We start from the raw sequence: 22,792 nt of genomic DNA on the forward strand, positions 1-22,792 counted from the left end.
TTATAAAACTGGCTTATATCCTATTTCTCAATAAGTTGGGTTGTGCGTTGAAGCCAGTTTTTATCTTGCGTATCAAGAAAAGGGCTAAGTGCTTGATAGACTCGTGAATGGTAATGATTGAGCCAGTCTAGCTCTGCTTGATCTAGCATTGATAAATCAAGGGCGTTGGTCGCAATTGGAGCAAGAGTGATAGTCTCAAAACCGTAAAACGTGCCGAACTCATTTTGTTCTACTTCTACAACTTTAAGAATGTTCTCTATTCTTACCCCGTACTCACCTTCGCGATAAACGCCTGGTTCATTAGTAATGACCATACCCGGTTTTAGCTCAACCTCGTGGTGGCTTTGCGAGAAATTTTGTGGGCCTTCGTGAACATTCAAGCAAATGCCTACGCCGTGTCCAGTGCCGCACTTGTAATCAATACCATGTTGCCATAAGACGCCACGCGCCATGATATCAAGATTGGCACCCGTAGAGCCTTTCATGAATCGAGTCTGAGTCAGTCGGATGACCGCTTTGAGCACCAAGGTATAATCTTTGCGCTGCTTAATGGTCGGTGGCCCGAAGTGGAAAGTACGGGTGATGTCTGTTGTCCCGCCAAGGTATTGGCCACCAGAATCGACGAGAAAGAAGTTGCTTTCATTGACTGCCGCATTGCTTTCTTCATCGGCGGCATAATGCATTTTTGCCCCGTGAGCTGCGAAGCCTGCGATAGTGCGGAAACTGTCACTCACATAATGTCGGGTTTGACGGCGATAGTGATTCAGTTGTGCCTCAGCAGACAATTCTGTAACGAGTCCGCTTGGAACTTGCTCTTTGAGCCAGTTCATAAACCTTACGATTGCCACACCATCATCTGTTAATGCCTGTTCTAGGCTAGTTAGCTCGGTCGCATTTTTTATGGCCTTCATTGCCGTTACAGGGCAAGCCATTGGCTTTAGATTCACATTCCCTTCAATCGAACTCACCAATAAGCTGTCTGTGTGGGTCGGGTTAAAAGCGAGCGATAATCCCTCACATTGCTGATTCAAATACTGACTTACGTAGTTGTAATGGCGAATGTGTACACTCTGCTCGGTCAGCGCTCTTTCAACGTCTTGAGGCAGTTTGGCTTTATCAATAAACAGTGTCGCAAGTGATTGCTCTACGACTAGATAGGCTTCAGAAACTGGGCAGTAATTCGTATCACCACCTCGAATATTCATTGTCCACATGACATCATCTAGCGTTGACACTAATAAGCTATCTACTTGGTTCTCGGTTAACCAAGAACGGATTCTCGCTAACTTATTTTCAGTGTCAACGCCAGCAAAATCGGTGGGGTGCACGAATACGGGTGCACTTGGGCGAGGTGGTCTTTCAAGCCAAATCGGTGTGAGTAAATCCAGGTCGACAATGATCTTAATGTTTTTCGTTTCAAAGGCTTGTTTGAGGCCTTGATAAAAAGCGTAACTGATGGCGCGCCCGTCAACCGCGACAATACTGTTTTCTGGGAGCGTGGTAGCCAGCCATTTAGCAATTGTCGGCGTTTCTGGTTGTTTGGCTTTAAACAGTTCAAGTCCTGTCCCGTGTAACTGTTCTTCAGCTTGAATATAGTAACGACCATCAGTCCACAGGCCACCACCTTGTTGGGTAATGACGACATCGCCTGCTGAGCCGGTAAAACCTGAAATCCAGCTTCGCGCTAACCAATGATCCGCTGAGTATTCACTGTTATGTGGGTCATTGTTGGTCACGATATATGCAGACACGTCGTGAAAGGACATTGCCTCACGCAATAACGTAAGGCGTTGGTTTACTGAGTTAGTATTGTTCATTAAATGGTTCCTAAAGTCATATTTGAGCAATAGATATGATGCTGCTCCGAGCCTGTTTTTATTGGGTTCTGTTGCCCGCATACTTCTGTTGCTTCTGGGCATCGAGTACGAAAAACGCAACCGCTAGGTGGGTTAAGTGGAGAAGGAAGGTCGCCGGGCAATAGTTGTATTTCACGGTCACGTGCTAATTGCGGATTAGCTATCGGGACAGCAGATAACAGTGCTTTGGTGTAGGGGTGTTGTGCATCATCAAATACTTTATCGTAACGTCCTACTTCCATAGGTTTACCAAGATACATCACCATAACGCGGTCGCTGATGTGGCGCACCACGCTTAAGTCGTGCGCAATCATCACCAGTGTTAACCCCATTTCTTGTTTAAGATCATCTAGAAGATTGATGACCTGAGCTTGTATGGAGACATCTAGCGCACTAACGGGTTCATCACACACGACCAAATCTGGATTAAGAATTAACGCTCTAGCAATGCCCACACGCTGACATTGACCTCCGGAAAATTCATGTGGATAGCGGTTTCGCTGGCTCGCCAAGAGACCCACTTTATCCATCATAGCGATGACACGCTTTTCTACCTCTGCCCGTTTAAGTTGCGGCTCATGGGTGAGCAGTGGTTCGGCGATGCATTCTGAGATGGTTAACCTCGGATTCAAACAAGCGGATGGGTCTTGAAACACCATCTGAAATTCTCTACGTCGAGAGGAAAGCTCTTTCTTACTAAACCCGCGCATGTCTTGATCTTTCCAAGTCAACTCGCCATGTGTAGGTTCAATTAAGCGAAGTAAGGCGCGTGCAAGCGTTGATTTTCCGCAGCCTGATTCCCCCACAATGCCAAGTGTCTCACCTCGATAAACATCTAAGTCGATACCATTGACCGCTTTCACGATTTTACGTCGACTTGGAATAAGGTGACGCGACACAGGAAAGTGGACGTTTAAATCACGAGCAGACATGAGGACTTCTTTTTTATTCATAATGCCTCCTTAAGCTTTTATTTGAATAGGAGTAATAACACTGGGTGCGTTAACGTGACAGGCAATGGACTGGCTCGTGTTTAATTGGGAAAACCGTGGGGTTTCGTATTGGCAACGCGTCTCTCGATGCTCGCACCGCTCTCTAAACGGACACCCTTGATGGTTAATCAACGCACTTGGTGGGTTACCTGGGATGGTTGGTAAACGCGGCATGTCTTCAGTGATGGAAGGAATCGCCTTTAGCAAGCCTTGAGTGTAGGGATGCGCAGGTTGAGCGAACAATGTCTCGGTATCGGATTGCTCCATTTTTTGACCACCATACATGACCAATACGCGATCACACATCTCGGCGACGACGCCCATATCGTGAGTGATCAGTAAAATTGCCGTATTGAACTCTTGTTGCAAGTCTCGTAATAGCGTCAAAATTTGAGCCTGAACGGTTACATCTAACGCGGTGGTTGGTTCGTCTGCAATTAACAACTCTGGCTTACACAACAAGGCCATCGCTATCATGATTCGCTGACGCATTCCGCCAGATAATTCGTGAGGGTATTGATTCATCCGAGTTTCGGGAGAGGGAATACGCACCGCATCTAACATGTGAATCGATTCAATTTTTGCTTGTTTTCGAGTCATTCCTTTATGAATCATAAGAACTTCACAAAGCTGCTTGCCAATTTTCATGAATGGATTAAGTGACGTCATCGGATCTTGAAAGATCATTCCGATTTTCTCTGCACGGATGCGGTTGAGCTGCTTTTTCGACATCGCGAGTAAATCATCACCGTGGAACATTGCGCTTCCAGACACGGCGCCGTTGTCCGCGGTTAACCCCATTAATGCGAAAACAGACTGGCTTTTTCCCGAACCTGATTCCCCAACAATCCCAAGAGTTTCGCCCGCTTTAATCGAGTAGGAGAGATTACTGACCGCTTGCACTTGCCCATCTGGCGTATCGAAGCGCACGTTCATGTTTTCAATAGATAGCATGGGTTTGTCCTTATCGGTCTTTCGGGTCAAGAGCATCACGCAAGCCATCGCCGATGAAGTTAAAACAAAAGAGGGTGGCAACTAAAAACAGAGAGGGAAAAAGCAGCATCCACAATGCAACGTCAATCGTTTTTGCGCCTTCGGAGATTAGGATTCCCCAGCTCGTGTCTGGTGGTTGAACACCAAGCCCTAAGAAGCTTAAAAACGATTCGAACATAATGAATCCTGGTACCATTAAGGAGGAATAAACCATCACGATCCCAAGAACATTAGGCAGAACATGGCGTCGGACAATTGTCAATTTAGAAACCCCAATAGAGTGTGCGGCTTCGATGAACTCTCGCTTTTTTAGACCGAAGGTGACACCACGTACAACACGGGCAATGCCCAGCCAAGATACCATTCCGATCACGATAAAAATCAGGTAGATGTTGTTGCCAAAAAGGGTAACAAACAGGATAACCATAAACATAAATGGCACCGAATCGAGCACCTCAATAATGCGCATCATTACGCTATCGACAACGCCGCCAAGATAGCCGGAAATACTTCCCCAAATCGTACCAATAACAACGGCGACTAAGGCGCCAACAAAACCTACCAAAATAGAGAGCCTGCCACCTTGCATCGTGCGAGCAAAGACATCTTGCCCGAGGTCATCAGTACCAAAGTAATGGCCACTGCTCAGTGAAGGTTTCCCTAGCTCGTATGGATCGATGAGCACTTCCCAGTCAATTTCATCATGGCCAAAAGCGGCAAGAGAGGGGCCGAAGGTGATGCATAAGGTAATGAACGCCAAAACATACACTGATGTCATCGCGGCTCTGTTTTTACGAAATCGAGTCCATGCATCCTGCCAAAGACTGCGACCTTCGACGGCTTCAATATTGTCGACGACTTGATCTTGAAGAGCTTGTGTATCCAGTTTTTTGATCGTTAACATGCCGGACTCCTAAACGCGTATACGAGGGTCGATAATCGTATATAGCAAGTCGACCACAAGGTTAAAGAAGATAGTGAGTGAAGCGACAATCAGAGTAATGCCCATTACTAGGCCGTAGTCGCGGTTGAGAGCCCCAGACACAAAGTGTTGTCCCATGCCACCTGTACCAAAGAAAATGTCGATAATTACCGAGCCTGTCACGACAGACACAAACGCAGGGCCGAGCATCGCAACAACGGGAATCAGGGATGGTCGCAAAGCGTGATGGAATAAAATGTAGGTTGTGGACAAACCTTTGGCTTTTGCCGTTCGAATGTATGGTTGGTTGAGCGTTTCAATCATTGCGCCACGCATGACGCGTGCAATACTCGCAATGGAGCCAATCGCCAGGCTGAGCACGGGAAGAACAAGAAAAGCCAGCTTTCCTCCTTCCCAACCACCAGCAGGGAACCAGCCGAGCTGAATAGCGAAAATCATGACTAAAACTGGAGCAAGCACGAAAGCCGGAACCACAACTCCAGTCATCGAAAGTGTCATCAGGCCGTAATCTAGGCGGCTATTTCGGTTCAATGCCGCAATGGTGCCAAGTAGCATGCCAAGTGGAACGGATATACAAAAAGAGAGTACGCCTAATACTGCTGACACTGGCCATGATTGTGCGACGAGCTGTGTAACACTGAAGTCTTGATAAACGAAGCTCGGACCGAGATCTCCTTGTATGAAATTACCAATGTAAATCCAAAACTGAGTAAGGAAGGGCTGGTCCAAATGGAATTTTGCTTCGATATTCGCACGTACCACTTCTGGCATAGGCCGTTCCATATCAAATGGTCCCCCTGGTGCAATGTGCATCAGCCAAAATGATACGAGTGCGATGAATAAAAGCGTGGGGATAGCGATAGCTAATCGCTTAACAATGTACCAAATCATGATCCATCATCCTCTGGTCATCCGAAATCACTTCGAACGGTTATGAATAAAAATGGTCTGAGCTCAGGTTGCCTTCTCCACCGAGAGATATGAGGAACGACAAGTAAACATTGAACTTGCCGACTCAGACCGAAAACATGCTTTTAGTGGGCTTTCACATAGACATTCTTGCGGTAGTACGACGACTCAGGGTTTGTCAGTTCGTAGCCGCCCACATAAGGCTTGATGAGGTATTGATCGTTACACGGACGATAAATAGGAATAATGGCCATGTCTTCAATCAGCATGCTTTCTGCTTGTAGATACAGTTCTGATGGGTTGCTCATGGTCTTTGAGCGAGCCATTAACTCGTCGTATTGCGGGTTGTTATAACGAGAATCGTTGTACTCGCGACTAGAAACGAAGATATCCAACCATGTAGAGGCTTCATTGTAGTCGGCCGTCCAGCCGCCGCGAGTAATGTCGGTCGGCTCTTTAAGTGCGTAGAACACTTTCGGTTCTAGCTGTTTTATCGTGACTTGCGCACCCAATCGGCTTTTCCACATGCCTGCCATGGTTGTTGCCATTTTTACGTCCATCGAGAAAGTTGGTACGGTAAACGTTAACTTAAGCGGATTGCTTTTATCGTATCCAGCTTCTGACAGTAATTGCTGCGCTTTTTCGATACGTTTATGACGGTTCCAAGTTGCGAACTCAGGAGTGTGAGATTTAAAACCATCTGTTTGAGGTGGCACAAGGGTATACATTGGAACCCCACCGTTTCTCAAGATAACACTCGTTAACAGTTGACGGTCAATGGCATATGAGAGGGCTTTACGGACCCGCACGTCTTTTGTTGGTCCTTGTTGAGTGTTGAGGTAATAGAATGTGGAACCAAGAGACGCACTGGTGCTTGCCACTTCTTGTGGGCGTTGTTGAATTAACTTTTTCTTCTGAGCGGCAGGAATGGAAACTGCTTGGTCTATCTCACCGGCTAGGTAGCGGTTTAGCACTACATTTGCATCACCAATTGGTAGCCAGGTGACTTTTTCCAGCACTACATTGCTTGCGTCCCAATAATGTGGGTTTTTAACCATCACTAGTTTTTCGTTAACTTTCCATTCAGAGACAGTAAACGCCCCATTTGTAACGATATGCTCAGGCTGGGTCCAACGGTTGCCATGTTTTTCAACGGTCGCTTTATGAACGGGTGCAAGCACTGGATGACTTAATAGTTTCGTAAAGAAGGGAATAGGCTCTTCGAGTGTTACCTGGAATGTTTTTTCATCCAGCGCCTTCACGCCCAAGGACTCGGGTTCTGCTTCGCCCTTCATAATGGCTTGTGAGTTTTCGATATTTGGAATGGCCGCAAACCAAGCGTACGGCGAAGCAGTGCTTGGATTCAGTAAGCGTTGCCAGCTGTAGACAAAATCTTGTGCAGTGACCGTTTCGCCATTTGACCATTTTGCATCACGTAAGTGGAAGGTATAAACCGTATTGTTGTCATTGACTGACCAAGACTCAGCAACACCAGGAATGGTTTTACCTTGCTTATCTTGAATGACCAGACCTTCAAATAGGTCTCGACCGAGATTAAAAGCGGGCTCTGCGGCTTGCTTGGCTGGGTCAATAGAAGTAACTTCAGCCCCATTGTTTAGCGTAATTTCTTGTGTCTCATCGAGGGTCACACCTGCGGGATACGGCGCGGCATAGCTTGATGTTGTCAGTATTGGACTCATCATCGACGCTAATAAAAGCAACTTAGGTAATTTCATCCTTGTCTCACCCTTTTCATCCTGAAAGATGCCAGAAATGTATATTGTATAAATTGTCTACACAATCTAGTTTTAACAATGTTGTAACAAGGTGCCAAATGTTGGGCTATTTGGTATCAAAAAGTGAGCTGAGGGATTGATATGGAGCCAGTACTAAGTCTGCATTACGGGGTAGGCTTTGTTTCGCGCAAATAAAAAAATCCCCTTCAAGCGCGCTAAAAGGGGAGGGTAGTTCGTCTGTTCTTCAAAAGGTACGACGTTAACTGACTAGGAAATGTTTTACGAACTCAGTGATTTTGACCATATCACTTACCGCGATAAACTCTTCTGTCGTGTGTACTTTTGCCATGCCAGTTGAAAGATTGACCGTTGTGAGACCTTTCTTGTTAAAGTTGTTAGCATCGCTACCGCCGCCAGTGCCTTTTGTGAAAGCCTCAATTCCCAACTCTGCAAACGCTGCTTGTATAGCGTTTACGTGTGGGTGGTTTTCTTCAATAACAAAAGCGTCGTAGGCTCGGCTAGATTCAATTTCGACTTCTGCACCGTGTTTTTCACAGACAGACTCTAATGTTGAGATCATATGATTGACCTGAGCATCTAGTTTATCGCCATTCAGGGAGCGTGCTTCTGCCACGATTTTTAATTCAGGCATGACAATGTTTGTGGCCTGACCGCCATTCACTATACCGATGTTGGCTGTCGTTTCTTCGTCGATGCGAAGCAGCTTCATTTGGTTGATGGCATCTGCCGCCACCATGATCGCACTGATGCCTTCTTCTGGCGCAAGCCCTGCATGTGCTGGTCGACCTTTGATTGTTGCCACGATTTTTTGCTGGCCAGGGGCTGCGGTCACAATAGTGCCAATAGGACCACCCGTATCTAACACGATTGCTTCCGTTGAAGTGACGTGTGACATATCGAAGTATTGTGAACCGAATAAACCGCCTTCTTCATACACGGTGAAAGCAAGTTCTAACGTTTTGTGCTCACGGTTTTCCGCTTGAATACAACGAACGGCTTCCATGATGGCAGCAATACCAGATTTATCATCGCCACCAAGAATCGTATTGCCTTTTGAACGGATAATGCCGTCTTCGATGATTGGCTCAATGCCAATGCCCGGTGTGACCGTATCCATGTGGCAGCTCATTAGGATAGAGCCGTCTTTTTTGCCTTCTAAACGAGCGTACACGTTAAAGCCGTTAGAAATGTGCTCAGGTACTGGAAGCTTGTGCACGGTAAAGCCTAGCTCGCCTAGCTGTTCTGCCAGTGTTTCTGCAATTTGTTTTTCGTTTTTTGATTCGCTGTCGATACGTACTAGTTGGCAAAAGTGTTCAACTAGGCGTTCTTGATTGATGTGTGTCATTAGATGTCTCTTTTTCTGATCGAGCGTGAAGCACTGTGGCTAGGGCTCGATAGGGAACAGAGCACCACTTATGGCACAGTTACTTTTGAATAAAACTGAGGTGAATCAATAAAGGAGTATCCATGACACGATTCTGACCGATGAGCCTTTCGAACTGTATGAAGCGTCACGAAACATTACTTTTGATGTTTTGCAGGATCAAATGAATAAATCGGATAGAGATAGGGTGCAATAGACTTTCCATCCCCTTTTACTTTTTGAGCTACGTTGCCAAGATAAAATGCCAAAGTAACAACTTGTTTACATTTTGTGTGTTGGCGTAAAGCCGAAAATATCACTCTAATATATTGAAAATAAGCAGTTTGTTTGATGTTTACGAAAGTGGGTTCGATGCGCCTACTGTGTGTAACATATATTTTACAATTGTGCGTAAAAATCGCCAAGGTAAAGATTTCTCCCCACGTATTCCAATTTCTCAAGACCTGCGCCAAGTTAGAAAAATAAGTCCAAACAAAAGCTACTGAGACAAGGAGAAAGTCATGGTTGATGCATATAACCCACTAGGAACAGACGGATTTGAGTTTGTTGAATATACCGCTGCTGACAACAAAGGCATTCAACAGCTTAAAGATCTGTTTATATCGTTAGGTTTTGCGGAAATTGCAAAGCATCGCTCAAAAGAAGCGTGGTTATATCGACAAGGTGACATTAGCTTTATTGTGAATGCGCAGCCGCATAGCCAAGCTGAGGGATTCGCCAAAGTTCACGGTCCGTCGGTTTGTGGCATGGCATTTCGTGTAAAAGACGCTACCGTTGCTCTGGCGCATGCGTTAGAGAATGGCGGTAAAGAATATAAAACGGAAATTGGGCCGATGGAGCTAAGCATTCCTGCTATTTATGGCATCGGTGAAAGCTTGCTTTATTTTGTCGATCGTTATGGAAAGCAGAGCATTTATGATGTCGATTTTCGTTTTTATGATGATGCTGATGAGCGTTTATCAAAAGCGAATGTTGGTCTTTACGAAATCGACCACTTAACGCACAACGTTAAGCAAGGCAACATGGATGTCTGGTCTGGTTTCTATGAGCGCATTGGTAACTTCCGCGAAATTCGTTATTTCGATATCGAAGGTAAGCTGACTGGTCTTGTCAGCCGCGCGATGACCGCACCTTGCGGCAAAATCCGAATTCCTATCAATGAGTCGTCAGATGATAAATCACAGATTGAAGAGTTTATCCGTGAATACAATGGCGAAGGTATTCAACACATCGCATTGACCACTGACGACATCTACGAAACGGTCAAAACCTTGCGTGAGCGAGGCATGGACTTTATGCCAACGCCAGATACTTATTACGAGAAAGTCGATCAGCGTGTTGAAGGTCACGGTGAAGATGTAAGCAAGCTTCGTGATTTGCAGATTCTTATTGATGGTGCGCCAACGAAAGATGGCATCTTGCTACAAATCTTTACTCAAACCGTTATCGGCCCTGTGTTCTTCGAAATCATCCAACGTAAAGGCAATGAAGGCTTTGGCGAGGGTAACTTCAAAGCGTTGTTTGAATCGATAGAAGAAGACCAAATTCGCCGAGGAGTATTGAGCGATGCATAAATGGATCACATTCCCTCACCGGGAGGGAGTGTGCTCTAAACAAGCGCATGCTGACTTCCCGGAAGAGGCAATTTATGAACGTGAGGCAGGTCGAAGTGGTTTTTTTGGCCCCGCAACACATTTTCATCATCAACATGCCCCAACGGGATGGTCTGAGTGGGAGGGCGAGCTACGTCCACGAGCGTTCGATTTTAATTTAGTCGAGAAAGCCAGCCATATTACCCCTTGGGCAGTCCCGCATCTATTACACAACGCGAATTGTAAAGTTCGTGTCTGGCGTATGGATGAAAAAATGGACTTCTTGGTGAGAAACGCTGATGGCGACGAACTGCTATTCATCCACCAAGGTACGGCAGATCTGTATTGTGATTATGGTCATTTGAAAGTGAGCGAAGGGGATTATGTCATGATCCCGCGCTCAACGAGCTGGCGTTTAGAACCAAGCGAGCCGATGTTCATTCTGATGATTGAAAACACCGATGCGGCTTATACATTGCCCGAAAAAGGCATGGTTGGAAACCACGCGGTGTTTGATCCTGCGGTTTTGGAAACGCCGTCGATCAACGATCAGTTCCGTGCTCAATATTCTGAGAATCAAACACAGGTTCAGGTGAAACGCCACGATAAAGTCAGTGTTATCACTTACCCATTCAACCCGTTGGATGCGATTGGTTGGCATGGTGATTTGGCGGTGGTAAAAGTGAATTGGCGTGATATTCGTCCACTCATGTCACATCGTTACCACTTACCACCTTCTGCACATACTACATTTGTAGGAGCAGGATTTGTGGTGTGTACCTTTGTTCCTCGTCCAATTGAAAGTGATCCTGGAGCGCTCAAAGTACCGTTCTACCACAACAATGACGACTATGACGAAGTCTTGTTCTACCATGCAGGTGACTTCTTTAGTCGTGACAACATTGAAGCGGGTATGGTGACATTCCATCCAGCAGGATTTACACATGGCCCTCACCCGAAAGCTTTCAAAGCAGGGCGAGAGCATAAGAAAACTTTTACCGACGAAGTCGCGGTCATGATTGATACGCGTCACGCACTTCAGTTTTCGGATGAGCTGGAAAAAGTAGAAAACAAAGAATACGTCTATAGCTGGCAAGAGAAGTAAGAGGCAAGGATGAAATTAGCAACCAAGAAAAATGGCACTCGTGACGGTTTGTTGATGGTCGTGAGCAAAGACTTAACGCGCTGCGTACCTGCGACAGAAATTTTCCACCCAATGAATTTGGCACCGACGATGCAGGTGGCGCTTGATAACTGGGATGCGCTAGCACCGCAGCTGGAAGAGCTGTACGTCGCACTGAACAACGGTACGGTCGCAGGGTATGAAGAGTTTGAAGCGCACTACTGTGAGTCGCCGCTTCCTCGCGCTTATCAGTGGGCTGATGGCAGTGCTTACGTAAACCACGTTGAGTTGGTTCGAAAAGCTCGCGGCGCTGAAATGCCTGAAAGTTTTTGGACGGATCCGTTGATGTACCAAGGAGGCTCTGATGCCTTTATTGGACCTTGTGACAACATCGAGTTTGCGAGTGATGAATGGGGTATTGATTTCGAAGGTGAAGTTGCTGTGGTAACTGGTGACGTACCAATGGGCGCGAGTGTTGCAGAGGCTCAGGAGTCGATTCGTTTGATCATGCTGGTGAATGATGTGTCGCTGCGTGGACTAATTCCCGCAGAATTAGCTAAAGGGTTTGGTTTTTTCCAATCTAAACCTTCCTCTGCGTTTTCTCCTGTGGCAGTAACACCTGACGAACTAGGCGATGCGTGGTACGAGAACAAAGTGCATTTACCATTGGTCTCGACATACAACCACAAGCCGTTTGGTCGCCCAAATGCGGGTATCGATATGACGTTTGATTTTGCAGACTTAATTGTTCATGCGACTAAAACGCGCCCGCTATCTGCTGGGGCGATTATTGGTTCTGGCACGGTATCTAATAAGCAAGGCACCGAACATGGCACTTCGATTGAGGAGGGTGGCGTTGGCTATTCATGTATCGCGGAAGTTCGCATGATTGAAACCATTCGTGATGGTAAACCGTCGACTAACTTCATGTCGTTTGGAGATTCAATCAGATTGGAAATGTTCGATGCGGATGGCAACAACATCTTTGGCTCGATTGACCAACAAGTTAGCCAATATCTCAAGCATTAAGAGCGCCAGTTGGGAGACGATATGAGCGATAGCATGGTTTTGTACGGATATTGGCGGTCTTCAGCGGCGTATCGTGTGCGTATTTGTTTGAATCTTAAAGAGTTATCGTATGATTCAAAATCGGTACACTTGGTGCGCAATGGTGGCGAACAACACAGTGACGAGTACCATGAGTTAAACGCTTCTGAACTGGTTCCTGTGTTGGTGGATGGGGAGGTTCAGTTAACCCAGTCACTGGCGATCATTCAATACTTAGAAGAACACTACCCGGATGTCACTGTGATCCCCGAGCAAACGCCGCTTCGATATCAAGCACTGGCTTTGGCTCAGGATATTGCAATGGAGATTCATCCCCTGAATAACTTAAGAGTTCTGCAGTATTTAGAGGGGGAGTTAGCTTGCGAGCCAGAGCGCAAAGTCGCTTGGATTCATCACTGGATTCACAAAGGTTTTACAGCATTAGAAGAGAAACTTCAGAAACATCGTAAACTAAATGGTGATTGTAAGTTTAGCCTGACAAGCTCGCCATCTATTGTCGATATTTGTCTGGTACCACAATTTTATAACGCACAACGCTTTGGTGTAGATACTTCTCTTTATCCAACCATTAACGCGGTTGTGCAGTCATGCAATCAACTGCCTGCTTTTATTGATGCGATGCCAGAGAATCAGCCAGACGCTAATAGTTGATTCTTAGCATCATAATGTATTAACAAAAAATTTAAACGAGCCAATCCAAGTGTGTGATTGGCTCGTTTTTATTGGGGAGTCAAATTTTCTGTATCACGCTATCATAGTGGCTCCTCAAAATTGCGAGGTTTTGTTGCTCTGCATAGCATTTCCATTTACGCTTTGAGCAACGAGTTGTTTTGGATGCACTTTATTTATGACCAACATTTTTATCATTGTTGTTCTTCTGGTTTTATTCTTCTTTGTTATTCAAAAGTACGTGATTAAGCACGACGACACGCGTGATTATCCTTATCGCTCGAAAGGTCCTCTGCTCAGAGGTCAAGAGGGTGCGTTCTATAATGCGTTAAGAGCGGCGGTAGGGGAGCATGCCGTAGTATTCGCGAAAGTAAACATGTCCAGTTTGGTTACGCCAAAAGAAATCAAAAATAAGAAGCAGTTTTTTGTCGCGAACAATCGCATATCTCGAAGTTATTTTGATTACGTTATTTGTGATCCTAGGACGCTAGAGCCGCGTGTGATCGTTGAATTGGATAACGGGCAAGAGTTAAGCAAGGGCAAGGTAGAAAGACAAAAGTTACTGATCCATGTTTGTAAGACAGCAAACCTACCTTTAATCGGCGCTTCGATAAAGCACAGTTATCAAGTTGGGCGATTACGTCGTTTGCTTGCGGCACATATAGATTTGATTGAGCCTGATAAAGAAGTGCGCTTTTGCAAAAAATGCGGCAGTCCGATGATCATTAAAACCGCAAGCCAAGGTGAATTCAAAGGTCGACGCTTCTTTACTTGCAGCCGCCAACCAAATTGTACTTACACCGAGAATTACAATGTGGTGTTTGAGTCGGACGACTAAAGACGACAGTTGAACAGCAAAACGGATGAGGCTTTGATTCGAGATGATCAAAGCCTTTTTTGTATCAGTCCCCAAGGCAAGACCTATACTTTGAAAAAGAGTGCAGAATAGGGAAGCCATATGCGATACGGATGGATTTTGTCAGCGTTGTTCATCGCATCTAATGTGAGTGCGATACCTAATTTGAAACCACTGGAGTGTGAGTTAACGGAGACACCCCAAGATCATTTCTTGTTTTACCGAGAGCAAATGGTTTACCACAGTGAGCAGTTTGTCATATTTCAAAACTTCAAAGGCAGGGTGAGCACTCAAGTGGATGTCAAAACAGGAGAGTTGATCCGTACAACCTATATCGGCGAACCATTTAAACCTAAATATCAGACTTTGTTCGGCACTTGCCCTAAGGTATCGCAAACCTTACAGATTTGGATGCTCAGTGAAGTGCCTTACGACAATTAAGTGAGATAATAAAAGTTATATAGATCACACTTTTAAACCCAGCAGGCTCAGTCCTTGTCGATAAAATCATCTGAAAACGCGTGTTGAGTTTACATTTTCGCCAAACGGTTCAAAGTTGGTAAATTTGTGCTTGCACCGTCGTTCGCTTATAGCTAATATCCTCGTCGTTCCAGAGAAATGCGTCCGTAGCTCAGCTGGTTAGAGTATCGCCTTGACATGGCGGGGGTCGGTGGTTCGAGTCCACTCGGACGCACCATTCTGAATTGAATGGTTAGGAACATAAAAATTTGGGTCCGTAGCTCAGTTGGTTAGAGTACTACCTTGACATGGTAGGGGTCGGCGATTCGAGTTCGCCCGGACCCACCAAATTTTAGAAAAAGCCCACCAAACGGTGGGCTTTTTTGTATCCATAATTTGTTGATACTCAGATTTAAACACCTTACTTTTCCTTTGCACACTTTCTACAAATACTCCGCATTGCCATCAGTGTAAATTTGAGTGGTTTTACAAGAATTTAACTCGTTCATCTAAACATTCATTGGAGCCCATTTCGAATTCGCGGCAAATCCAAGGCCTATTTTCATAAATCGTACACATTAATGTGTCTCTGTCTAAAGCTGCACACCAACCATCATTTAGCCGCATCATGGTTTCGCCTCCATACTGGTCACGTGCAATAAACTCTTCAGGTACGCCAGTATCTGAAATAATCATAACCTCGAGACGGCAACAACAAGCCTTACAGTTAGAGCAAGATACATCAGAGGGCAGGGGAGAGGGAGTTTTAGTTGGTATAATCATGAATAACTACAATTTGGTCAATTGTGCATGGTACCGTAAATTTAACACGAATGAACTTTATTTCTAAAATAGAACACCCTATGAATGATAAACCTAGTGAACGCATTTTATGCGTTCACTTGCGCGCCTTTCCGAGTAAGTCGGTAGAACTGACAGTGATTCACACCAATTAACCTTATAGTCAGTATAAATTTGAACGCGATTTTTTGTTATACACGTACTTTACACAAGATCTGCTTCTGTAAAGTTTGTTTTAAATGTGAAAGCAAATGGCGTATCTCCGTTTTCGCGCAAATGCTGAAGGCGTAACAAGGCTTCTTGTGGTGTTGGTATATAACCGTCTTCTACCCACCACAGAACATAGCTATCCTCCGCTAAACGATGAAACCATTCGCTTTTTCGGCGCATGAAATCTCTATGACCGGTACGAAACATAAAGTTTTTAAGTGAGTCAGTACTTTCCCAAATAGACATGTTTACAATCATGTTCGGGTCATCAAATAATTTAATGCTTGTTGCATCGCCGGAGTCGTCTTTTAGACGCCAGATAAAGCCTTCACTTTCTTCAGCTATACCATTAATTAAGTCCAAATTGTCTACGAACTCTTTAATTTCTGGTGCATCCAAAGGGTATTTAGCAAGCGCAATATTTAATTGAGCTAATTTCATTTCATGACCCTCCCTGGTCGATAAGCCTGTAATGCTGGTAAAAAGCTCTAAGTAGCTTTTCCTATTTTATCATGCAGTGTGTTGCTAGTGCCTTCAAAGGTCAATTAGAAAGTTAGTGACTGTGGCGAGTCATTGGATGGCAAAAAAGTCGTTTTATACATTGGTTATGTTGAGCATAAGCCCCTCTTTTCTCGCGATTATCGTCGGTAAGTCTCACTCAAGAGAGTTGCTATCTTGGATATGCAGCAGTACTCTCATTTTCTGTGGCAAGCCTTGCGCTTCTATACTTCTTATTGAGATTCGATCCTCACTTTTTGGTGTGTGAACGTGAGATAGTGTTCATGTCACTCTTTAATTTAAGTTGTTTGGCTGAACGTTAGGAGGAACTTTGATTACAAAGATAACAAGAAATGCCATTTTGCTTGGCCTAGTTCCCATTGCAGTTTTTGTTGTGGCTTTTAATTCAATAGCCAATTTTTACATCAGCTATATCAAAGAGACTAAAATAGACACCTATGTCGATTATTTACACCAACGATCCATGTATTTGGATGAGGCGATTGTAAAGCAGGTTTCGCAGTTAGATTTCACGTGCAGTAATAGTGATGTTAGAACATTACGCGACCCACGTTTTTATAATCGTTACATCCGTTTTATTGCGATGGAAACGAATGACGGTAAAACATGCTCCACGATTGGTCGCGAAGTATCTCATTTATCCAATGCGCAACGATTTCAGCTTGGCGAAAACTTTTTTGTATCACTTATTTTACCGGAACACCAAGATCAAGTTGAGTGGATGGTCATTTATGAAAATGAACATGTCGAAGTTATCTGGGTTCTCGATAATAGTTGGGTTAAAGAAGTGATAAAAACGCCTTGTGAAGACTGTTTGTTCGTCGAGTTTATATATGATGAGCCTGTATTTGGAGATTTAACAATAAGTCGAGGAAAACCAGCCATTGCAGCAGAAGAAGCGGCAGTTTCAAAGGAGTTATTCTTCTCGGCTGATTCTCAAGCCAATATGCTCATCAAAATACACAGTGGCGAGAAACTGAAGAGCTATGCTCAGGAAAGAGTCTTTCTATGGGGAGGCCTAGTCAGTGTGCTTATGGGGCTGGCTTTTGCGTTTGTATATGTGTCCAGTAAGAGCTTGAGAAAGTCTATCAAAGGCTTGATCCAGAATGGGATTAATAATGCGGAATTTGTCCCTTATTACCAAGCGATTGTCGATAGCCGTGATGGTGCGACAGTGGGGTATGAAGCACTGATTCGGTGGTCTCGTCGTGAGGGTATGGTGTCGCCAAACATGTTCATTGGCGCTGCAGAAGAAAGTGGTCTGATTGTCCCAATGACGAATCAGCTTATTCGTAAAATCATACAAGATCTTAGTGTATTACCTGAGCATGTGTGGGTCAGTATCAATATTGTTTCTTCCCATTTAGAATCAGGTGAACTCACTAAGTTACTGTCAGAACTGAATTGGCCATGTCCGAAGAGAGTGCATTTTGAGTTGACCGAGCGAATTCCTGTAAAAGATACAGAGGCAGCGAAAAAAGAGATTTTGTATCTGGCGAATAAAGGCTACAAGTTCAAAATTGACGATTTTGGGACTGGGTATGGCGGCTTTTCTTATTTGCAAGATCTGGGTATCCGATGCTTAAAAGTGGATAAGATGTTCATCGATCCAATAGGCTCTGATGACCAAAAATTGAAAGTGTTAGATTCTATTGTCTCGGCAGCAAAGAAAGCGGAATGTGAGATGATTGCAGAAGGTGTAGAGAGCGAGACTCAAGTCGCGTATTTGGCTCAGCATTCTATTTACCTTATTCAAGGGTATGTCTACGCTAAACCAGAGCCTATTAACAACCTTGTGATGACTTAAAGCAAGGCATAATGGGGCGTATTCATTATTAAAGGTGTCTTTCGGCACCTTTTTTATTGCTGAACCTTTTTGGGTTCACTGCTCCATAAAAAACCTGTTGAAGTCTTAGAATTCAAACAGAGTTTACAGAGAATATGAACGCCCGATTTTAGCATCGGGCGTTAGGATTTTACTTAGGAAGAAAGGGCGGCTTTTTTAGTTTTTAATGAAGCGATCAATTGAGGGAGCAATGACATAACAATCATCCCTAGCATCAAGCTGTATTGGAGAGGGGTGAAAGTCTCACCTAATAGCAGCAAACCTGACACAATGCCCGCAACGGGGTTGGCAATGCCACCAAAAGTAAAGTCAACGACCGACATACGCTGCAATAGCCAAACATACATGCCGTAGCCTAATGCAGTGTTCAGAATGATCACCCACAGCAGCCCAAGGGTGTTCGTCATTGATAAGTTTTGAATGGCTGTAACGTATGGCTCTGGATTGTTTATTGCTAGCACGCTTGTTGCGACAGACATAATCACACCACCCAAAATGAGCTGCCATGTTAATACTGTCCACCAATGCATTTTCGTTCCTAGTGATTTCGTTACGCTACTGCCTACCACAATACACATGATGGCGGAGATCATCGCCAGCAAACCCATAGGGTTGAGCGAAATAGAACTAGGATCAAATAAGAACCAAGCCAAAGCAATCAAAGTCGCTCCACTTATTGCCTGTATTGCGCTTGGCTGGCGCTTATAGACTGCCCAGCCAAACAGCATCGCAAAAACGGGCACTGATACCATACCTACACCTGAGATCGCAGAAGGAAGCGTCAACGCCATGACAAAAATGAGACCAAAGAAGCAAGCGATGTTGATAGTTCCTAAAACAAGCAGCACTTTCCATTCACTCTTTTTCGGGAAAGATGGCTTTATTGCGAGGAGCAAAAGACCCGCAGGCAATGCTCTTAGCGCACCAAGTAAAACGGGAGGCCAGTCCGGAAGCGTAAACTGAGTAACAGCATAAGTTGTCCCCCAAAAAAAAGCCGGGATCATTGCAAGAAAAATGTTCATGTTAAATATCTTTACGTTGAGATAATTAATTGTAAAGATATCGGTAAGGTTACTTTTTGTAAAGTATCTTTATGTTAAAATAAAAATTAAATGACGTTTGGAGAGAAACCATGGACGCAATTGATAGAGTGGTAGAGCAGTGGGCTAAGGAGAAGCCAGAGCTCGACACTGAACCGATGGCAATTATGGGCCGGCTAATGCGAATTGCTAAGCACATGGAGTGTCGGGTCGCAGACCTACATAAGAAGTACGATCTTAAGATGGGTGAATTTGATGTGTTGGCGACACTTCGCCGAGCAGGTTCACCATACTGCCTTACTCCCTCGGCGCTAATTGATTCGATGATGCTCACTTCGGGCGCGATGACGAACCGATTAGATAAACTCGAGAAGAAAGGCTTTATTACCAGAACACACAGTAAAGAAGATAGACGCAGTGTCACCGTTGAGTTAACCGAAAAGGGCTTAACCTTAATTGACAAGTTGATCTTAGAGCATGTGGACGTTCAGCAATCGCTGCTACATGGTTTAGAAGGTAGTGAGAAAGCGCAGGTTAACCAGGCGTTAAGGCTACTATTGCCTTTGTTTGAGTAAAAGATACAGGAAGGGTGGGACGGAATGAGAAGCAAAGAGTTAGAAGGTTATTTAAGTACCTTTATGTGTGCAGAGAGTGATTTCCCATTTGGGCCAGAAGCGCTTGTATACAAAATCAAAGGTAAAATGTTTGCGATTATTGCAGAGAGAAACGGTCGGGAGTATGTCAGCGTAAAAGTAAAACCAGAAGATGGAGAAGTCTTAACATCGCAGTTTACGGACATCACTCCTGGTTATCACCTAAATAAGCGTCACTGGATAACGGTTTATTTTAATGGTGATGTGGAAGATGGATTGATTCAGGATTTATGTGAACGCTCTTATACTCTCGTCGTTGCCAAACTACCAAAAGTGCAACGAGCATTGCTTGGTCAGTAATAGCTATTACAGAAAAATTCGCACCTTTTCCATCCTCAAGCTATATAAGAATAAGTAGGCGGAAAAGTAGGAATGATATGCGAGCATTATCTGAATGGCTAAAAGAATATGGGGAGAGCCATCAAAACCCTATCAACCAAAAGATTCACACAATCGCAGTTCCGGGTATTTACCTATCTGTGGTCGGTCTAATTTGGTCAATTCCTCAAATCTCCATCTTGGGTTTCGAGTTTAACTGGGTCTGGATTGCTGTCATACCCGTATGGGTTTTCTATTTTCGTTTGTCTCTCAGCGTCTTTATGATGATGTTAGGGTATACATTAGCGTGCATCGGCCTGATATGGTCTTTGGAGGTATTGGCGCTGCCCGTACTGCATATTTCGATGCTCCTATTCGGTGTACTGTGGATCTTGCAGTTCATTGGTCACAAAATAGAAGGGAAGAAACCGTCTTTTTTCGAAGATTTGCAGTTTCTTCTTATTGGTCCAATTTGGGTGTTCCGAAAACATTAACTCACTCCGTAATTAACAAGCTGATATCTCCCTGTATTGCACGATCATGCTAGCGTCCATAAGGTCGTAAAATGCGCAGCATGATGTGCCGCTTTCTCATTGCCATGACAAGCATTCGCTTCTGATTCACACTATCATTAGAGTGCAGCTAAAGCCGTTACTTTGCCTGAATGTTTGTGGCTAGTGACATTGTCACTTGGGGGGATGAATGTACGACCGACAACATAAATATGCCTATTGGCGAGAAGAGCGTAAAAAAGGCAAATGGCATTACATCATGAAGTCTTTTTTTATGATTTGTTGCGCACTATTGCTTGGTAAAGTCATTGGTTTATTCATTTTTGGTGAGCTGCACTCCTTGAGTGATATTTTGGAGCAACTGCCCGCGGATCTTTTTATCATGATGCTAGTGGGCTTCCCGGTTAGTGTTATCGGCTGGTATCACGAGGAGTCGAAGTTTTTCCGAGCGTTACGACGTAAAGAAAAGCGCTTGAAAATGAAACGAGACAAACAAAGCTAACTCTGCATCGAGCTTTGTGTTATTTACTCGTCTGATTCACATATTTCTTTCAAGTTATTCGGTATTTTGCGTTAGGCCTCGCAAGCATGTCATTAAACTTATTGCAAAAAACGACATCATGCATTCTGTTAGCCAATCTTGACAGGAACTCGTATTGCGAGGTGTTCCAGCAGCCTGAAGCTACTGAGATAGAACGGAGGATATTATGGATAGTGAATCAATGCTTCATAGTCAGAAAATATATTTTTGTAATGATGAAGCGTTAGTCGAGCAGCAAACAAAGTGTTTAGAAGTTCTTTACGATTACAATCAAACTCGGCCTTCTGAATCTGAAAAGCGTACAGAAATATTACGACGTTTGCTCGGCGCTGTTGGTGACAACTGCTATTTTGAGCCGCCGCTTCGAGCGAATTGGGGGAGGCATACATACGTTGGTGATAACGTGTATGCAAACTTTAACTTAACCCTAGTCGATGATACGTATATCTACATTGGCAATAGCGTCATGATTGGACCCAATGTGACACTAGCAACGGCAGGACACCCGATTGAACCGGAGCTCAGAAGAGAAGTTGCGCAATTCAATATCCCTATTCATATTGGTGATAATGTATGGATCGGCGCTAACTCAGTGGTATTGCCTGGCGTCAAGATTGGAGAAAACAGCGTAATTGGTGCTGGTAGCGTGGTAACGAAAGATATACCAAGTAATGTTGTTGCGGTAGGGAACCCGTGTCGTGTATTGCGAGAGATAGGCGAACATGACAAAGAATTCTATTACAAAGAGCGTCAAATCACGCACAACATGTATCAACGATAACAAAGGTAAATGCCCATGGTTTATACGGTGTCAGTATAGAAAAGTTAAAAAACGAAATTTAACATCAGGGTGTAAAGATTGGCGCTGTTATCTTCTGGTATCGATGAAAACGCGCCAGTATCGTTATTGTGGGCGTTAAACTTTTGCCATTCAGCATTCAGTGACACGTTATAATCTAGGTCGTATCTCACCCCAAACAGATAGCTGTCCCCATTCTTTGTATCACTGCTATTAAACTGCTGGCCGTAAACTATGTAGGGGGTCAATTTATTCACGTTGTAACTCGTTGTTGCGTACCAAGAGGAGGAAATGTTGCTGGTTTGTCCTTCCGCCATTATCACAACGTTATCGAGCTCATACCTTACTCCTAGAGAAAACTGGTCAATCGTATTGCCTTTTTCTTTTAGAACCAAACGGTCAATTAACATGGCTCCCCCTTCAGGTGTGGATTGCTTGGTATTAGAGAGAACCGTAGTTTGGTCATAATCGCCATGTAGATAAGAAAAGTTCAAACGGTAGGCATTTCCGCTGAGTGTTAAGTTTATTCCGGCTGTGTTGTCTGATTCGATCTTCAGTTCAGTCTCTTCGTTGAGGGTGACATCACTGCTGTCTTTAAACCCTATAAACGGCATTGCAGTAAGCATGATTTGCTCATTGAGATCGTGATTCCAGCGAATGGATAAACCATTGTAAGCAGTGATGCCTAATATGCTGTCATACACTTCATTTGGTGGTCGAGCTTGGGTAAAAGCGTGACCGACATAATTATACTCAGACATCAAAAATAGCGGCAGCCTCAATCGTCCCCCACGTATCTCTACATTTTTATAGGTATAAGCTAAATATGCCCACTCTAATTGGGGCGAGCTCCAATGATCTTGCGGACGCTTGACTATCTGTGCGGATGCTCGAAATGCCTTGTAAAAGTAATCAAGCTGCAGGCCGAAGGTTGTGTCACAATCGTAGCAGG

At 44.4% G+C, this 22,792-nt stretch carries 23 protein-coding genes and 2 tRNA genes; 14 read left to right on the forward strand and 11 right to left on the reverse strand.

From position 1 onward, the window contains the following. Nucleotides 1-20: 20 nt before the first annotated feature. From CAG69_RS01190 to CAG69_RS01220, 7 genes are all read right to left on the reverse strand, one after another. Nucleotides 21-1,817, reverse strand: a complete 1,797-nt coding sequence (locus CAG69_RS01190) for an aminopeptidase P family protein (RefSeq protein ID WP_161442315.1) — start codon at nt 1,815-1,817, stop codon at nt 21-23. After that, complete coding sequence (locus tag CAG69_RS01195; protein ID WP_130546047.1) at nt 1,817-2,809, reverse strand: ABC transporter ATP-binding protein; 993 nt, start codon at nt 2,807-2,809, stop codon at nt 1,817-1,819. Before CAG69_RS01195 ends, CAG69_RS01190 begins: the two co-directional genes overlap by 1 nt. A 9-nt stretch (nt 2,810-2,818) precedes the next feature. Continuing rightward, nucleotides 2,819-3,802 carry an ABC transporter ATP-binding protein gene (locus CAG69_RS01200; RefSeq protein ID WP_161442317.1) on the reverse strand — a complete coding sequence of 328 codons (984 nt, stop codon included), beginning with the start codon at nt 3,800-3,802 and terminating at the stop codon, nt 2,819-2,821. A 10-nt stretch (nt 3,803-3,812) separates the two neighbouring features. After that, nucleotides 3,813-4,745 carry an ABC transporter permease subunit gene (locus CAG69_RS01205; RefSeq protein ID WP_005377839.1) on the reverse strand — a complete coding sequence of 311 codons (933 nt, stop codon included), beginning with the start codon at nt 4,743-4,745 and terminating at the stop codon, nt 3,813-3,815. 9 nt (nt 4,746-4,754) lie between these two features. Next, nucleotides 4,755-5,675: an oligopeptide ABC transporter permease OppB gene (gene oppB, locus CAG69_RS01210; RefSeq protein WP_005377838.1), complete on the reverse strand. Its 921-nt coding sequence runs from the start codon at nt 5,673-5,675 to the stop codon at nt 4,755-4,757. Nucleotides 5,676-5,818: 143 nt separating this feature from the next. Further along, a complete protein-coding gene (locus tag CAG69_RS01215) occupies nt 5,819-7,429 on the reverse strand; it encodes a peptide ABC transporter substrate-binding protein (protein WP_161442318.1) in 1,611 nt (536 codons plus the stop codon). 259 nt (nt 7,430-7,688) lie between these two features. Next, the gene (locus CAG69_RS01220) at nt 7,689-8,795 is read right to left on the reverse strand and encodes a M20/M25/M40 family metallo-hydrolase (RefSeq protein ID WP_161442320.1); all 1,107 of its coding nucleotides are present in this window, start codon (nt 8,793-8,795) and stop codon (nt 7,689-7,691) included. A gap of 539 nt (nt 8,796-9,334) precedes the next feature. Between CAG69_RS01220 and hppD the strand changes: the two genes are divergently transcribed. From hppD to CAG69_RS01260, 8 genes are all read left to right on the forward strand, one after another. Then, nucleotides 9,335-10,408: a 4-hydroxyphenylpyruvate dioxygenase gene (hppD, locus tag CAG69_RS01225; RefSeq protein WP_005377835.1), complete on the forward strand. Its 1,074-nt coding sequence runs from the start codon at nt 9,335-9,337 to the stop codon at nt 10,406-10,408. After that, the gene (locus tag CAG69_RS01230) at nt 10,401-11,531 is read left to right on the forward strand and encodes a homogentisate 1,2-dioxygenase (RefSeq protein WP_005388948.1); all 1,131 of its coding nucleotides are present in this window, start codon (nt 10,401-10,403) and stop codon (nt 11,529-11,531) included. The genes hppD and CAG69_RS01230 overlap by 8 nt, the downstream gene beginning before the upstream one ends. Before the next feature lie 9 nt (nt 11,532-11,540). Beyond that, nucleotides 11,541-12,578, forward strand: a complete 1,038-nt coding sequence (locus tag CAG69_RS01235; protein ID WP_047008690.1) for a fumarylacetoacetate hydrolase family protein — start codon at nt 11,541-11,543, stop codon at nt 12,576-12,578. A gap of 21 nt (nt 12,579-12,599) precedes the next feature. Beyond that, the gene (maiA, locus tag CAG69_RS01240; protein ID WP_161442322.1) at nt 12,600-13,268 is read left to right on the forward strand and encodes a maleylacetoacetate isomerase; all 669 of its coding nucleotides are present in this window, start codon (nt 12,600-12,602) and stop codon (nt 13,266-13,268) included. A gap of 196 nt (nt 13,269-13,464) precedes the next feature. Further along, nucleotides 13,465-14,124 (forward strand): DUF2726 domain-containing protein, encoded by a 660-nt coding sequence (locus tag CAG69_RS01245; protein WP_046874874.1) that lies wholly within the window; start codon nt 13,465-13,467, stop codon nt 14,122-14,124. A 120-nt stretch (nt 14,125-14,244) separates the two neighbouring features. Continuing rightward, a complete protein-coding gene (locus CAG69_RS01250) occupies nt 14,245-14,583 on the forward strand; it encodes a hypothetical protein (protein WP_161442324.1) in 339 nt (112 codons plus the stop codon). Between the two features lie 179 nt (nt 14,584-14,762). Further along, nucleotides 14,763-14,839: transfer RNA gene (locus tag CAG69_RS01255), tRNA-Val, on the forward strand. 33 nt (nt 14,840-14,872) lie between these two features. Next, nucleotides 14,873-14,949: transfer RNA gene (locus tag CAG69_RS01260), tRNA-Val, on the forward strand. A 138-nt stretch (nt 14,950-15,087) separates the two neighbouring features. Here the strand turns inward: CAG69_RS01260 and CAG69_RS01265 are convergent. Together CAG69_RS01265 and CAG69_RS01270 are read right to left on the reverse strand one after the other, a co-directional pair. Further along, the gene (locus tag CAG69_RS01265; RefSeq protein WP_074191235.1) at nt 15,088-15,384 is read right to left on the reverse strand and encodes a YkgJ family cysteine cluster protein; all 297 of its coding nucleotides are present in this window, start codon (nt 15,382-15,384) and stop codon (nt 15,088-15,090) included. Nucleotides 15,385-15,606: 222 nt separating this feature from the next. After that, nucleotides 15,607-16,053: a DUF3291 domain-containing protein gene (locus CAG69_RS01270; RefSeq protein ID WP_046874876.1), complete on the reverse strand. Its 447-nt coding sequence runs from the start codon at nt 16,051-16,053 to the stop codon at nt 15,607-15,609. A 388-nt stretch (nt 16,054-16,441) separates the two neighbouring features. On the opposite strand from CAG69_RS01270, the gene CAG69_RS01275 reads away from it, so the two are divergent. Continuing rightward, the gene (locus tag CAG69_RS01275; RefSeq protein WP_161442326.1) at nt 16,442-17,938 is read left to right on the forward strand and encodes an EAL domain-containing protein; all 1,497 of its coding nucleotides are present in this window, start codon (nt 16,442-16,444) and stop codon (nt 17,936-17,938) included. Nucleotides 17,939-18,111: 173 nt separating this feature from the next. Here CAG69_RS01275 and CAG69_RS01280 read toward each other — a convergent pair whose 3' ends face one another. Further along, on the reverse strand, nt 18,112-18,999 hold the full coding sequence (locus CAG69_RS01280) for a DMT family transporter (protein WP_161442328.1): 888 nt from the start codon (nt 18,997-18,999) through the stop codon (nt 18,112-18,114). Nucleotides 19,000-19,109: 110 nt separating this feature from the next. On the opposite strand from CAG69_RS01280, the gene CAG69_RS01285 reads away from it, so the two are divergent. The 5 genes from CAG69_RS01285 (at nt 19,110) to CAG69_RS01305 (ending at nt 21,822) form a co-directional block, all read left to right on the forward strand. Then, a complete protein-coding gene (locus CAG69_RS01285; RefSeq protein ID WP_046874878.1) occupies nt 19,110-19,592 on the forward strand; it encodes a MarR family winged helix-turn-helix transcriptional regulator in 483 nt (160 codons plus the stop codon). A gap of 24 nt (nt 19,593-19,616) precedes the next feature. Beyond that, nucleotides 19,617-19,970: an MmcQ/YjbR family DNA-binding protein gene (locus CAG69_RS01290; RefSeq protein WP_005393450.1), complete on the forward strand. Its 354-nt coding sequence runs from the start codon at nt 19,617-19,619 to the stop codon at nt 19,968-19,970. 77 nt (nt 19,971-20,047) lie between these two features. Beyond that, complete coding sequence (locus CAG69_RS01295) at nt 20,048-20,482, forward strand: Mpo1 family 2-hydroxy fatty acid dioxygenase (protein ID WP_012841889.1); 435 nt, start codon at nt 20,048-20,050, stop codon at nt 20,480-20,482. Between the two features lie 208 nt (nt 20,483-20,690). Next, entirely contained in the window at nt 20,691-21,002 is a 312-nt protein-coding gene (locus CAG69_RS01300) for a hypothetical protein (RefSeq protein ID WP_046874879.1), read from the forward strand. A 205-nt stretch (nt 21,003-21,207) separates the two neighbouring features. Next, on the forward strand, nt 21,208-21,822 hold the full coding sequence (locus CAG69_RS01305) for a sugar O-acetyltransferase (protein WP_161442330.1): 615 nt from the start codon (nt 21,208-21,210) through the stop codon (nt 21,820-21,822). A 44-nt stretch (nt 21,823-21,866) separates the two neighbouring features. On the opposite strand, the gene CAG69_RS01310 is transcribed toward CAG69_RS01305, so the two are convergent. Continuing rightward, nucleotides 21,867-22,792 (reverse strand): outer membrane protein (locus tag CAG69_RS01310; RefSeq protein ID WP_161442332.1); only part of this gene is annotated, 926 nt, incomplete at its 5' end.

Origin of the sequence: Vibrio sp. V43_P6S15P86, assembly GCF_009904725.1 — a bacterium.
Taxonomy (GTDB): Bacteria; Pseudomonadota; Gammaproteobacteria; order Enterobacterales; family Vibrionaceae; genus Vibrio; species Vibrio diabolicus.

What these genes read in the sequence shown, in the direction of transcription:
- CAG69_RS01295 (WP_012841889.1), top strand. Translation starts at nt 20,048, where the DNA reads ATGCGAGCATTATCTGAATGGCTAAAAGAATATGGGGAGAGCCATCAA.
- maiA (WP_161442322.1), top strand. Translation starts at nt 12,600, where the DNA reads ATGAGCGATAGCATGGTTTTGTACGGATATTGGCGGTCTTCAGCGGCG.
- CAG69_RS01300 (WP_046874879.1), top strand. Translation starts at nt 20,691, where the DNA reads ATGTACGACCGACAACATAAATATGCCTATTGGCGAGAAGAGCGTAAA.
- CAG69_RS01195 (WP_130546047.1), bottom strand. Translation starts at nt 2,809, where the DNA reads ATGAATAAAAAAGAAGTCCTCATGTCTGCTCGTGATTTAAACGTCCAC.
- CAG69_RS01190 (WP_161442315.1), bottom strand. Translation starts at nt 1,817, where the DNA reads ATGAACAATACTAACTCAGTAAACCAACGCCTTACGTTATTGCGTGAG.
- CAG69_RS01265 (WP_074191235.1), bottom strand. Translation starts at nt 15,384, where the DNA reads ATGATTATACCAACTAAAACTCCCTCTCCCCTGCCCTCTGATGTATCT.
- CAG69_RS01245 (WP_046874874.1), top strand. Translation starts at nt 13,465, where the DNA reads ATGACCAACATTTTTATCATTGTTGTTCTTCTGGTTTTATTCTTCTTT.
- oppB (WP_005377838.1), bottom strand. Translation starts at nt 5,675, where the DNA reads ATGATTTGGTACATTGTTAAGCGATTAGCTATCGCTATCCCCACGCTT.
- CAG69_RS01305 (WP_161442330.1), top strand. Translation starts at nt 21,208, where the DNA reads ATGGATAGTGAATCAATGCTTCATAGTCAGAAAATATATTTTTGTAAT.
- CAG69_RS01280 (WP_161442328.1), bottom strand. Translation starts at nt 18,999, where the DNA reads ATGAACATTTTTCTTGCAATGATCCCGGCTTTTTTTTGGGGGACAACT.
- CAG69_RS01215 (WP_161442318.1), bottom strand. Translation starts at nt 7,429, where the DNA reads ATGAAATTACCTAAGTTGCTTTTATTAGCGTCGATGATGAGTCCAATA.
- CAG69_RS01250 (WP_161442324.1), top strand. Translation starts at nt 14,245, where the DNA reads ATGCGATACGGATGGATTTTGTCAGCGTTGTTCATCGCATCTAATGTG.
- CAG69_RS01230 (WP_005388948.1), top strand. Translation starts at nt 10,401, where the DNA reads ATGCATAAATGGATCACATTCCCTCACCGGGAGGGAGTGTGCTCTAAA.
- hppD (WP_005377835.1), top strand. Translation starts at nt 9,335, where the DNA reads ATGGTTGATGCATATAACCCACTAGGAACAGACGGATTTGAGTTTGTT.
- CAG69_RS01200 (WP_161442317.1), bottom strand. Translation starts at nt 3,802, where the DNA reads ATGCTATCTATTGAAAACATGAACGTGCGCTTCGATACGCCAGATGGG.
- CAG69_RS01290 (WP_005393450.1), top strand. Translation starts at nt 19,617, where the DNA reads ATGAGAAGCAAAGAGTTAGAAGGTTATTTAAGTACCTTTATGTGTGCA.
- CAG69_RS01270 (WP_046874876.1), bottom strand. Translation starts at nt 16,053, where the DNA reads ATGAAATTAGCTCAATTAAATATTGCGCTTGCTAAATACCCTTTGGAT.
- CAG69_RS01285 (WP_046874878.1), top strand. Translation starts at nt 19,110, where the DNA reads ATGGACGCAATTGATAGAGTGGTAGAGCAGTGGGCTAAGGAGAAGCCA.
- CAG69_RS01205 (WP_005377839.1), bottom strand. Translation starts at nt 4,745, where the DNA reads ATGTTAACGATCAAAAAACTGGATACACAAGCTCTTCAAGATCAAGTC.
- CAG69_RS01235 (WP_047008690.1), top strand. Translation starts at nt 11,541, where the DNA reads ATGAAATTAGCAACCAAGAAAAATGGCACTCGTGACGGTTTGTTGATG.
- CAG69_RS01220 (WP_161442320.1), bottom strand. Translation starts at nt 8,795, where the DNA reads ATGACACACATCAATCAAGAACGCCTAGTTGAACACTTTTGCCAACTA.